The following is a 12,172-nucleotide window of genomic DNA, read 5'->3' on the forward strand; positions in this document are numbered from 1 at the left end:
CCCATCGGCTCGCGGTTTTTACTTACCTTTGATATGAAGCCGCACCGCATAAGGGCGTGCATCTTCAAGCGACGATTTCTCCCGACAAACGGTGAGCGCCACGTACGCGTCGATGGCGAGCGCCTCGATGGCCTCGTCCGTCGCCTCGACCTCTAGTATGGTGTAGGGCGGCAGTTGCTCCAACTTGACCCACTGCCCGTGTAGATTTTTTGCGTAGATGATTGGTTCGTCGATCGAATAGCGTCGGAGTAAGTCCTTGACGTTCATACGATCCCTCCTCTATCCACTCTGTCTTCTCATTATAGAAAGCGATTGCATTTCTGTAAACCGCGCTTCCTAAATTTTGGTGCATTCAACGCTTCACGATTCGCCAAAAATAGCCGATAATCAAGGTAGAGAAATGAGGTGAACCGATGCGCTATCGACGACAAGAAACGTTTCGTTATATTTTACCGAACCCCCGCTTCATCCCATATCGCCTCATCTGGGAAGACAAAGAACTTCATGACGGGGAAGCACAACTGCTCAATATCAGCGCCCACGGTCTGAAGATGCGGTGCGATTACTTATTTCCACTTTCTGAAGGATTGAAAGTCCAAGTCAAACTCGACCTCGTCCCGTTGATTCAACCGCTCGACCTGACGGGCCACGTACGGCACCGTGGACAAATGGGGAGCCTGTATGATTACGGGATTCGACTCGATTCGAACTCTGACGAGACCCAGCAACTCGTGACGATGATTAAAGCGTATGCGCGCGAAAACCAATGAGAACGTGTCGATTGACACTTCTCATTTTTTGTTCGCTTGATTCCGGGGTATACTAAAAGAAACAGAGACAGACTCGAGGTGTAGGGCATGACTAGAAAGTTTTTACTCATTCCGTGGGCCGCTGCGATCACCATCGCGCTCCTCGGCCCGAACGAACCGTTCTCGAGCCGGTTTTTGCTCGATTTCATCACGTATAATACGGACGCCTATGAAGGGTATTCGCTTTCCCTTTTCAGCATCCTAGGCGTTTATCCTCTCGCCTTGTTCCCGCTTCTTTGGTCCGAGGTGAACCAGTTGCGCCCAAACCCGCTCTTACCGGCAGCGACCGGTTTCGTCATCGGCGGCTTCATCATCGCCCCGTATTTGGCGTTCGCGCGGCAATCGCCTTATCCGACACCGATCAAACCGCTCCCGACACGATTGCTCGGGGTGTTGCTCTTGCTCGTCACGATCGGCTTGTTCATCGCCGCGTCGACGACCGGGAACGTGGCCGAGTATTGGTCATACGTCGAACAGAACCAGTTCGTCCGGACGATGACGGTCGATTTCTTCTTGCTCGCCTTCATCCAAATCACGTTGATGAACCGGGATGCCAAACGTTATAAGATGAGCTTGTGGCCGCTGCCTTACATTCCATTGTTCGGTTTGTTGTTCTGGCTGATCATTCGCCATAAACAACCGTTCAACGAGGCACCGCCAAGCCGACAAAAAATGAAATGAACCGAGCCCCTTTCGCATTCGCGTTAGGGGCATTTTTATCGAAACCGGGATGACGGTTCCCAAATCGGGCTAGCTCCTATATACTGAGAATTCAGCTTACAGACGAAAGAAGGTACACATATGAGATTTTTTAAAGTGATGACGCATACGAACGATAAAGCCGAAGAGATCATCTTGAGCGAATATTTTAAGATCAATGACAAACAGGCCGATCAATTTTTGAAAGACACGCTCGAGCTCGACATGTATGACCAGAAAGTGACACTCAAAGAATGTCAGGTCGCGAAAGACCGTTGGGAGTGCCCAGTCGGTGATTTCGTCGTCGTCGAATACTTCAATGAAAAAGAGTTCGACAAAATGAATGAGTTTCGGACCCCGGCACCGAAAAAATAATGCCATAAAAAGGCTTTCCGATCTTTGTCGGAAAGCCTTTTTTGTGGATACTCCCTCATTGAAGTCTCCTTATTTTGATTCTTTGTCGTCTTCTTCAGGTGCCGGGTCCGGATGTTGCGTCGGAGCCGGTTTTGTAGCCGGGTTTGATTCCTCATCCGGTACTGGGTCCGGGTGAACCCCTGGTTGTGATTCATCACGTTTCATTGAGCATCCCTCCTCTGCATAATGGACTAATTCCACATTAGGCAGTGGGCAAAACATCAGTGTATGTCTTTGTTGCCGATCACACGACGCGAGATGGCTTTCTCGATTTCGACGATGACAAAGACGATGAGACCGAACGCGACCGGATAAATCCAGTCTTGCAGTTCAAGTGGTGCCGTACCGAACAGCGTGTGCATGAACGGGACGTACGTAATGAACAGCTGGAGCCCGATCAAGAGTGCCGACACGAGGAAGGCGATCTTGTTGTCAAAGAAGTGACGGTTGAACGCCGGGGCGAGCTCGGTCCGACAGTTGAACAAATGGAACAGTTGCGCCATGACAATCGTATTGAGCGTGATCGTCTGCAACTTGTCGGTCGAGTAATCGAAATCGCCGAGCATATAGTTGATGACTAGACTACCGCCCCCGATTAAAATCGAGACGAACGTGATGCGGAAGACGTAGTAGCGACTCAGCAACGGCACGTTCGCGGGACGCGGCGGCCGTTTCATCGTGCTCTCTTCGAGCGGCTCGAAGGCGATGGCGAGCGAGAGCGTGATGGCGACGACCATGTTGACCCAAAGGATTTGGACCGGACTGAGTGGTGCCGCGGCGCCCAATAAGATACTCATTGCGACAAGGAGTGCTTGTCCCCCGTTTGTCGGGAGCAAGAACAAAATCGTCTTCTTCAAGTTGTCATAGACGCGACGACCTTCACGGACGGCGTTGTAGATCGTCTTGAAGTTATCGTCGACGAGCACCATCTGTGAGGCCTCTTTCGCGACTTCCGTTCCTTTGATTCCCATCGCGACCCCGATATCGGCCCTTTTCAAGGCCGGGGCGTCATTGACGCCATCACCGGTCATCGATGTGATTAAGCCGTTTTGTTGCAGTCCTTTGACGAGACGAAGTTTATCGTTCGGGCTCGTCCGGGCGAAGACGTCATTATGGACCGACGCCTCTTTGATTTCTTCGTCGGACATGTTCGTCAATTCTTTCCCTTCGAGGGCGCCCTCGACTTCCATTCCGAGTTCTCGGGCGATGGCGACGGCCGTGTCTTTATGGTCGCCGGTGATCATCTTGATACGGATCCCCGCGTCACGACAAGCCGCGACCGCTTCGATCGCTTCTTGTCGTGGCGGATCGACGATGCCGTAGAGGCCGAGGAATGTGATGCCGTTCTCGACGTCTTCATGGTCGACCGTCTCTTTCGAGGCGTTGACGCGTTTGAAACCGCCCCCGAGCACGCGTTGTCCGCGGTCGGCAATCTCTTTTCGTTTTTCATCCCAATAGGCACGGTCGAACTCCGTGTCTTCCGCCATATCGAACAGGCGGTCCGGTGCCCCTTTGATGAAGATCATCCGCTCGCCTTTATAGTCGACGAGCGTCGCCATATATTTGTACTCCGAATCGAATGGAATCTTCGAGATGACGTCCAAACGTTCGATCGGCCGCTCCGCTTTCTCGGCGAGCGTGAGTAAACATGCTTCCGTCGGGTCACCATTGACGACCCATTCCCCGCCCTCTTCATACAGCTGGGCGTCGTTACATGTTTTCCCGACCGTGAGAAGGTCGATCATCGACTCATCATCATCTAAATCGAACGGTTGACCGTTCAGTTCTAAATCACCGTCCGGGGCGTATCCACTCCCTGACACTTCGATGTCGTGTTTGGCCGTGACGACTTGTTTGACGGTCATCTCGTTTTTCGTTAACGTCCCGGTCTTATCGGTACAGATGACCGATACGGCGCCGAGCGTCTCGACCGACGGCAAGCTGCGGACGATGGCTTTTTTCTCAGCCATGTTCCGAACACCGAGCGCGAGGATAATCGAGATAACGGCTGGTAACCCTTCTGGAATCGCGGCGACGGCGAGACCGATTGTCGTCAGCATCAACTCAATCGGGTCGAAATCGCGGACGAAGTAACCGAACGCGTAAATGACGACCGAGATGACGAGGATGGCAATCGATACCGTCTGACCAAACTTCGTCGTCTGCCGAATGAGCGGCGTCTTCACCGTCTCGACTTCAGCAATCGAGGCGTTGATTTGGCCGAGCTCCGTGCCTTCTCCGATGGACGTGACGATTGCTTTCGCACTTCCCGTCGCCACGCTCGTACCCGAATAAATCATGTTCTTGCGATCACCGAGGACGGCGTCTTCCGGTACGACTTGAATTTTCTTCTCGACCGTCGTCGCTTCACCTGTCAACGCCGACTCCTCGACTTTGAATTTCTCGGCTTGAATGACACGGGCGTCAGCCGGCACTTTATCACCGGCGGCAAGGACCAAGATGTCCCCGACGACGAGGTCGCTCGAGTCGACTTGGATTTGCTTGCCGTCACGGATGACGCTCGCCTTCGTCTCGAGTAATTTTTTGATTCCTTCTAACGCCTGCTCGGCCTTGTTCTCTTGGAGATATCCGACGACGGCGATAACCGTCACAACGAGCACGATGACGATCGTATCGATGTACTCCCCTAAAAAGCCGGTGACGACAGCGGCACCGAGCAAGACGAAGACGAGAATATCATTGAATTGACGCAAAAATTTTATGATTTCAGGTGTCTTCTCTTTCTCGGGCAGCACGTTTTTCCCGTACTGTTCCTGCCGACTTGACACTTCCCCTTTCGACAGACCACTAGATGTGTCCGTCTCGAGCGAACTCTTTACCGCATCCGGTTCGAGTGCGTGCCAGTTTTTTGTCTCCATCTGCATCTCTACTCCTCCTTGGTCATTCCTATATGGAAAGTCTTTCCCCTTTCTCTTCCCACTCCGGGCCGGACTGACACATTTGAGCTTGTTTTTTCGCTAATTTTACAGCTGAATTCGTTCACAATTTTCCAATTCGTCAGTTGGAAACGCTACCATCAAAAAAAGTCGTGTCAGATGGATGAAATGGCTTTACAGAACCGTTCGGATGGTTAACTATAGAGGAAATATAGAACAGAGAGAAAGAGGTACACCGTATGATCATTATTCAAGGTATCGCACTTTTACTGTTGATTCTTGCCTTATTCACGTTATTCAGTTACAAAGCCCCGTTCGGGATGAAAGCGATGGGCGCCTTGGCCGGCGCCGCCATCGCGAGTTTCTTGGTCGAGGCGTTCAACGCCTACGCCATCGGCGGTTTGCTCCCGCTCCCTTTATATGAGGAAGTCGGACAGGCGGCTGGTTCGTTGTCCGGCCCTGCCGCAGCCGCGCTCGTTTCGATCGCACTCGGGATCAATCCGGTCTACGCGCTCATGCTCGGTCTATCGGTCGCCGGCTTCGGCATTCTTCCTGGCTTTTTCGCCGGATACATTCTTGCCCTTGTCGGTCGTAAACTAGACCGGCATTTACCGGCCGGTGTCGACATGATTTTCTACGTGATCGTCATGGCTCCGCTCGCTCGCCTTGTGGCGACAGGAGTCGATCCGCTCGTCTCGAACACATTGTCGCAAATCGGTGCGGTCATCGAACTTGCCGCGACGCAAAACCCCGTCGTGATGGGACTTGTCCTTGGTGGGATTGTCACAGTCGTCTCGACGTCACCACTCAGCTCGATGGCACTCACCGCCATGCTCGGTTTGACGGGTGTGCCGATGGCCATCGCCGCCCTCGCGTTGACAGCGTCGATCTCGATGAACTTCTTGCTGTTCAAGCGTTTGAACATCGGGACGAAGAAAGATCAACTATCGGTCGCGATTGAACCGCTCACGCAAGCCGATCTCATCTCGGCGAACCCGATCCCGATCTACAGCGTCAACTTCGTGGGTGGCGCCATCGCCGGACTCATCGTCGCGATGACCGGCATGGTGAACGACGCGCCAGGTTCTGCTGCCGGGATTCCGGGATTGCTCGTCATGTACGGCTTCAATGATTGGCAGACCGTGACCGTGACGGCGCTCATCTTGTTCGGCGTCGGCATCGTGGCCGGACTTGTCGGCAGTAAACTGTTCAGTAATTTCCCTATCACTCGCCAAACCGAAAAAATGGCCGCTTCCGACGAAGAGGCCGCTTGATACAAAAGGTTCTCACTCCATCTCGAGTGAGAACCTTTTGTTATCGTTCTGCTTGCACCTCGGCGACCGTCTCTTCGACCGGTGTCCGATAGAGTGGAAAGAAATCAGATGGTCCGTAGCGGAGCAAATGGTCTTGATTCAACCGGTGGTAAACCGCCTCATCGAGCACGGACTGTCCGATATAGTATGTGAGCGGCTCATCCCCTGAGAAGCTCTGCTTGAAGTCATAGAGCGCATCTTCCCCGGTCGCTCCGCCACCGAGATGTACGTATGCTTTCTCTTTCTCGGCCGCGCGGCGGATCATCTCGCGGAACAAGAAATGGTTCGGTCGCAGCGCCAAGTAGTTCGCGTCCGAGCCTCCGAGATGATAATGCGCCCCATCGTCCCCGAACAACATGAACACGCCTGCCACGATGACACCCTCATGGACAGCAAATAACAGCTCCGTTTCGCATGTATCGCTGTTCCACAGGTCCTCGAAGTATCGGTCCGAGAAATAGTACGCCTCGTTCGCTGCTCGACGGTCCATCGTCGCCCGATAAAGCCGGATGAATTCACATAGTTCATGGGTCTGCCCTTGTACCGCCGTCACTTGTTCACGGATAGCCCGCTTCACGTTTCGTTTCGTCATTTTACTGAAGCGTTGCTCGAGTTGGTCGAACGGGTCATCGAGCCGGACGTGCACCGTTTGACGAATCGGGACGGCTTGGCCGAAGGCACACATCAAATCATGGTCGAAGCGGCAAGGATGATATCGAATCGTCTCAGTAACCGTGGCTTGATTCTCAGGACGTTTTAAAAAGAGACGTCTAGCCTCTGCGACGTCCTCGTTCGAAAAGTTGCCTTCACGGAACGGGCCGCCATAACCATACGCCGTCACGAGGTCATCATGACGATGTGCAATTGGACGACGGATGTATGGATACAACAAGATGCCGTCCTCTTTGGCCGCAATATACAACTCAGGCTGCTCGCCCGGTTCACAATTGGCCAATACATAATCGTAATGATCGTACGAATCACAACTGACCTCCCGCAACCAGTTCTCCCACTCCCATCGATTTTTCACAATCTGATTGAACATCATCCGTTCCCCTCTTCCTTTAAGTCGTCATTGTTTGAAGTGTGACAGGACAGTCTGGAGTCGTTTCCTATGTCCTGTTCCCATTCAAAGCTGACTATTTGAAGGAGGGGAATAGCTTTTTGTTGTTAACAAACATGAAGCGAGTTTGTTCATTCACAATAAAATCATAGCGATTTCTTTGAGATTTTAAAAAGGACGACCTCGCCAATGGCATCAGGTCGTCCTTCATGATTATGACTTGAAGTCGAGGACACGTTGAAGCCGTGATGCTTCACGAGCCGTTTCGATGACTCTCGTCGTCAAGAGCGCTTCCCGAAGCGGCACGAGCGGATGACGTGTCATATAACTATCCGCCAGCGCCCGGTAGAAGGACAAATACTCACCTGCTTCGATGTCGATTGTCGATTCAACGTCTGTGACGACCGTTCCACTCTCACGGTCGGGACATCGCACTTCCCCGTTCCGGAGACACGCCTCTTGCGGATCGAGTCCAAACTTCAAGAAACTGCCTTCCGTCCCGTGCACTTCGAACCGCGGCGCCTCGACGGCTATGAACGGGTTCGAACGCAGATATACCCGTTTTTCTCCATAATACAGGGTCAGATGGAAGCCGTCGTCAGACTGACCTCCTTTACGTTGAATCATAACATCTGCCGACACTTTGTCGGGTGCACCGAACAAGACGAGCGCTTGATCGATCAAATGGCTACCGAGGTCAAACAATATCCCTGCTCCCGGCCCCGCATTCTCGCGCCACCGATCCCGGACGACCGGACGGAACCGGTCGAACCGTGACTCGATCACTTTCCAATCGCCGAGTCGTTTTTCCTCGAGCAGTCGTTTGACCGTCAAGAAGTCTCCGTCCGTCCGTCGATTATGGAAGACGTTGACGATTCCGGCACTGGCCTGTTCGCGTGCAATCAACGCCTCTCCTTCCTCTGTCGTCAAGAACGCAGGCTTCTCGACGAGAACATCCTTCCCTTCCTGTAAACAACGTTCCACCATGTCCTTATGTAAATGGGACGGCGTCGTGACGATGAACAAGGTCGCCTCAGTCGCGAGAGCCTCGTCTAGCGTCGCATATACCGCGACATCGCCAAGTACGGCTTGTACGTCCTCAGGTCTTGATGAGACGACACCGGCGATCTGGAAGTCATCCAGCTCCTGTAAAAATGGTAAATGAAATGTCGTCGCGGAAAAACCGAAGCCGACAAGAATCGTTTGAATCATACCGTTCTCCTCCTATCCATTCGCTTCCCAGTATATCAAAAAAAGGAGTCAATCGACCCCTTATGCACTGACACTCTCATCCATGCTGTATTCAAACGTGTTATACCCGTCCCGTGAGTCCACGAAGACGAAGCCAAACCGTGGATAATAACTGTTCAAGAAATCATTATCAGCCACACAATCAAGCCGGACCGGCTCCTGTGTGTCGGCTTCACGTAAGACGTGCTCCATCAGTTGTTGACCGACACCTCGCCCTTTCAGCCGTTCACTAACAACGATTCGATGGATGTATTGACCGCGCTCGCCATCTTCCCATAAGCTATGGTCCCAGTCATCTGCCGGAAGTAAGGCGATCGAGGCCAATACCGTTCCATCTTGCTCGTACACATATACATATCCCGAGGTGATGTCTGTCTGCACCCGGTCTATGAGGTCTTGCTCCAAATATTCCGCCCATTGATCGCTACCTTGTTGTTTTAGCGCTACGGCTCGTTGTTCGATTAGGTCCGCGATGTGTTTGGCATCGCGTTTCGTCGCGAGTCGAATCATAACGTCCTCCTTTGTATTACAGTATTTGAAATACAAATATAACGGACCGTTTCGACTCTTTTCAACCATCCTGCTCACATTACGTAAATGGGACGACCTCACCGCCGTTCAAACGATAGCTGTACGTCATCGTCGCGTTGAGACTGTGCGACACCGAACAATAGCGATCGACGGACAACTCGATGGCGCGGCGGACCCGTTCTTCGGGCATATCCCCATCGAGGACGTATAAGATGTGGATGGCCGTGAACTTCTTTGGATGTTCCGTCGCCCGGACCCCGTCGACTTCCATCTCGAACCGCTCGAGCGGCAACCGCATCTTATGAAGAATCGAGACGATATCGATCCCCGTACAAGCGGCCGTCGCCTGCAGGAGCATCTCGGTCGGACGCGGACCCGTATTGAGACCACCGACGTCTTCCCCGGCGTCAAGCGTCACATTATGACCCGAAGGCGTCGTCGTCTGAAACGCCATCCCTTGTTTCCAATTCACTTGTAAATGCATCTTTGTCTCCTCCTTATGTTTCGATAGCTTACTATTCCCTTGAATGATGTATTATTAATCTATGTAAGGAAATTGTCGTTAAGGAGTTGGTCGCATGGAATGGTCGGTCATTATTAGTTGGGGATTGTATATCGTCCTCGGTTTGAATTTATTGTTCGCGTTAGCCGTCATCTTTGCGGAGCGCCGCGATGTCGGGGCGACGTGGGCGTGGCTTCTCGTCTTGTTCTTCTTGCCAATTATCGGGTTCATCATCTATCTCTTCCTCGGCCGACAGTTGAAGAAGGACAACTTCTTCAACTTGAGCGTCGAAGAGCGCTCGTTCCACGCCCTTCAAGTCGACAGTCAAATCGAACAGATTCGCCGGAAAGAGACCGTTTTGGCTCAACCTGTGTTCGAAAAGTACGAGCAATTGCTCGAGATGAACTTGCGCTCCTCAAAGTCTTTGATTAGCGTCCACAACAAATCTGCCATCATGCATGATGGAGAACAGAAGTTCAAAGCGCTCATGGACGATATCCGCAGCGCCGAGACCGAGATCAACATCCAGTACTACATCATTCAACGGGACGCGCTCGGCAAGGCGCTGATCCATGAACTGATCGAACGCGCCAAGGCGGGCGTCAAAGTCCGGCTGTTATATGATGCCGTCGGTTCGCGCAGCCTCCGTGATTCAGACTTCAAAGAGCTGATCGCCCACGATGGCGAGGTCCGCGTCTTCTTCCCGCCGACGCTCGGGTTGATCAATTTCAAGTTAAACAACCGAAATCACCGGAAAGTCGTCATCATCGACGGCAAGATTGGTTATGTCGGAGGCTTCAACGTCGGCACTGAGTATCTCGGCCTGGTCGAGAAGTTCGGGTACTGGCGTGACACGCACCTCCGCGTCGAAGGGGACGTCGTCTACCATTTGCAACATCGATTCATTCTCGATTGGAACTATTCCGGCAGCAAACATCATGACCCGGAGAACTCATTCTGTTTCGCACGCCACGACATCAAGGACAAGTCGCCGATGCAAATCGTGACGAGCGGACCGAACTCCGACACGGAACATTTGAAAAACATGATGATCAAGATGATCATGTCGGCGAAACATCGCGTCATCATCCAGACGCCTTACTTCATCCCGGACACGAGCTTCATGGACGCCTGCAAGATGGCACTTTTGTCCGGCGTCAAGATGGACATCATGATTCCAGGGAAGCCCGACCACCCGTTCGTCATGTGGGCGTCGCTATCGTTCCTCGGCGAATTGCTCGACTACGGGGCGAACGTCTATATGTATGAGCAAGGTTTCCTACACGCCAAGACGCTCGTCGTCGATGATGAGATTTCGACCGTCGGGACGACGAACTTGGATGCCCGCAGTTTCCGGTTGAACTTTGAAGTGAACGCCGTCATTTATGATCAGCGGGTCGCGCTCGAACTCGCATCACTGTTCGAGTCAGACGTCGCCGTCAGCCGCAAATACACGGTCGACGACTATGCGGCCCGGAAATGGACCGTCCGGATGCGTGAAGGCGTGTCACGATTGCTCAGTCCGATCTTATAAGTTCTGATTACGCTAACTACCCCATCGTATCGGCCAAATGTGCCAACGCGATGGGGTATCTTTATGTTCGGAAGTCGAGAGCTATGCACTCACACCAAGCTGTGACGATTTCTCGTCATATTCTAAAAATTGCTATCTTTTAAAAGAATACTCGCTAGTTCCTTCCCAAATTAGGGTATAAAGTATCAGTACGAACGTCCTACACTACCGCTTCGGCTAGGAAAGGAGGAAGTATGCGTTCACGCATATGTCATACAATGGCTGATCAAGAACGGACTCATCATGACACTCACACCACGAAACCCGATCCTTCCTCATGGGACCAGCTCCCGATTGGCCTGTTCGCCTTCAATCGTGACGGGCAAATCGTCAGCTATAACGAATCATTCGTTCATTTACTCGGGATGCTTCCGACCTCGAATGTGATGTTCGAGCGATGCAGCTCTTCTTCGTTCGACTTCTCAGGCGCCATTCGGAACGTCTTGAACGGGGAGACGATTCGCATGGCCGGCTGGTATAAAGCACCAGAACGGCAGGCTCGCTTCATCCGAACGACGATGTCTCCGAGTTTTTCCGCGGACGGACAACTCGATGGCGGCGTCGGCATTTTAGAAGACGCGACCGAGCAACGTCGCTATGAAGAACGCATGGAACACCTGTCCTCGCTCGATCCGCTGACAGAGCTGTATAACCGGAAGAAAGTCGGGGACGTTCTCTCGTCGACGGCTCAGGAAACGCTCGACACAAGGGCGCCCGCCGCCGTCATCATGCTCGATATCGACTATTTCAAACTCGTGAACGATACGTTCGGCCATCCGACCGGAGACCTCGTCTTACGTTCGATCGCCCAATTGCTCAGACGCAACATCCGCAAGTCGGACTCGATCGGCCGCTGGGGTGGTGAGGAATTTTTAATCGTCGCCCCGCAGTCAACGCTTGCTGACGGGGTGCAACTCGCCGATAAGCTCCGACAAAAGATTAACGCCGAGCCGTTCGGTCCCGTCCCGCGCGTCACTTGTTCGTTCGGCGTCAGCGCCCTTGAAGATGGGAAGACGGTCGAACAGGCGCTTCAAGACGCCGATGAGGCACTGTATATTGCCAAGAACCGCGGCCGGAATCAAGTATCGAGTAAACGTTAACTAACTGATGCCACCAAAAA

The 12,172-nt window shown here is 52.6% G+C and carries 13 protein-coding genes; 6 read left to right on the plus strand and 7 right to left on the minus strand.

What is annotated here, in order from left to right; genetic code table 11:
* Positions 1–18: 18 nt before the first annotated feature.
* Entirely contained in the window at positions 19–267 is a 249-nt protein-coding gene (locus KNP75_RS07370; RefSeq protein ID WP_034777481.1) for a hypothetical protein, read from the minus strand.
* A 146-nt stretch (positions 268–413) separates the two neighbouring features.
* On the opposite strand from KNP75_RS07370, the gene KNP75_RS07375 reads away from it, so the two are divergent.
* The 3 genes from KNP75_RS07375 to KNP75_RS07385 all read left to right on the plus strand — a co-directional run bounded on the left by KNP75_RS07375 (position 414) and on the right by KNP75_RS07385 (position 1,883).
* The gene (locus KNP75_RS07375) at positions 414–770 is read left to right on the plus strand and encodes a PilZ domain-containing protein (protein ID WP_034777480.1); all 357 of its coding nucleotides are present in this window, start codon (positions 414–416) and stop codon (positions 768–770) included.
* Between the two features lie 87 nt (positions 771–857).
* Positions 858–1,490 carry a hypothetical protein gene (locus KNP75_RS07380; protein ID WP_215190134.1) on the plus strand — a complete coding sequence of 211 codons (633 nt, stop codon included), beginning with the start codon at positions 858–860 and terminating at the stop codon, positions 1,488–1,490.
* 120 nt (positions 1,491–1,610) lie between these two features.
* Positions 1,611–1,883: a hypothetical protein gene (locus KNP75_RS07385; RefSeq protein ID WP_235420191.1), complete on the plus strand. Its 273-nt coding sequence runs from the start codon at positions 1,611–1,613 to the stop codon at positions 1,881–1,883.
* A gap of 69 nt (positions 1,884–1,952) precedes the next feature.
* Here KNP75_RS07385 and KNP75_RS15760 read toward each other — a convergent pair whose 3' ends face one another.
* Together KNP75_RS15760 and KNP75_RS07390 are read right to left on the minus strand one after the other, a co-directional pair.
* A complete protein-coding gene (locus tag KNP75_RS15760) occupies positions 1,953–2,087 on the minus strand; it encodes a hypothetical protein (RefSeq protein ID WP_034777478.1) in 135 nt (44 codons plus the stop codon).
* Between the two features lie 56 nt (positions 2,088–2,143).
* Positions 2,144–4,807 carry a cation-transporting P-type ATPase gene (locus KNP75_RS07390; RefSeq protein WP_215190135.1) on the minus strand — a complete coding sequence of 888 codons (2,664 nt, stop codon included), beginning with the start codon at positions 4,805–4,807 and terminating at the stop codon, positions 2,144–2,146.
* Positions 4,808–5,058: 251 nt separating this feature from the next.
* Between KNP75_RS07390 and KNP75_RS07395 the strand changes: the two genes are divergently transcribed.
* Positions 5,059–6,093 carry a PTS sugar transporter subunit IIC gene (locus KNP75_RS07395; RefSeq protein ID WP_034777476.1) on the plus strand — a complete coding sequence of 345 codons (1,035 nt, stop codon included), beginning with the start codon at positions 5,059–5,061 and terminating at the stop codon, positions 6,091–6,093.
* A gap of 40 nt (positions 6,094–6,133) precedes the next feature.
* Here the strand turns inward: KNP75_RS07395 and KNP75_RS07400 are convergent, their stop codons facing one another.
* The 4 genes from KNP75_RS07400 to KNP75_RS07415 all read right to left on the minus strand — a co-directional run bounded on the left by KNP75_RS07400 (position 6,134) and on the right by KNP75_RS07415 (position 9,461).
* Positions 6,134–7,177 carry a lipid II:glycine glycyltransferase FemX gene (locus KNP75_RS07400; protein WP_215190136.1) on the minus strand — a complete coding sequence of 348 codons (1,044 nt, stop codon included), beginning with the start codon at positions 7,175–7,177 and terminating at the stop codon, positions 6,134–6,136.
* A gap of 231 nt (positions 7,178–7,408) precedes the next feature.
* Positions 7,409–8,407 (minus strand): Gfo/Idh/MocA family oxidoreductase, encoded by a 999-nt coding sequence (locus tag KNP75_RS07405; protein WP_215190137.1) that lies wholly within the window; start codon positions 8,405–8,407, stop codon positions 7,409–7,411.
* Between the two features lie 60 nt (positions 8,408–8,467).
* A complete protein-coding gene (locus KNP75_RS07410) occupies positions 8,468–8,956 on the minus strand; it encodes a GNAT family N-acetyltransferase (RefSeq protein WP_034777473.1) in 489 nt (162 codons plus the stop codon).
* A 79-nt stretch (positions 8,957–9,035) separates the two neighbouring features.
* Positions 9,036–9,461 (minus strand): OsmC family protein, encoded by a 426-nt coding sequence (locus tag KNP75_RS07415; RefSeq protein WP_215190138.1) that lies wholly within the window; start codon positions 9,459–9,461, stop codon positions 9,036–9,038.
* A 94-nt stretch (positions 9,462–9,555) separates the two neighbouring features.
* On the opposite strand from KNP75_RS07415, the gene cls reads away from it, so the two are divergent.
* Entirely contained in the window at positions 9,556–11,013 is a 1,458-nt protein-coding gene (gene cls, locus KNP75_RS07420; protein ID WP_214755017.1) for a cardiolipin synthase, read from the plus strand.
* A gap of 233 nt (positions 11,014–11,246) precedes the next feature.
* On the plus strand, positions 11,247–12,152 hold the full coding sequence (locus KNP75_RS07425) for a sensor domain-containing diguanylate cyclase (protein WP_084592797.1): 906 nt from the start codon (positions 11,247–11,249) through the stop codon (positions 12,150–12,152).
* Positions 12,153–12,172 lie beyond the last annotated feature (20 nt).

Origin of the sequence: Exiguobacterium sp. s6 (genome assembly GCF_018618155.1) — a bacterium.
GTDB lineage: Bacteria > Bacillota > Bacilli > Exiguobacteriales > Exiguobacteriaceae > Exiguobacterium > Exiguobacterium mexicanum_A.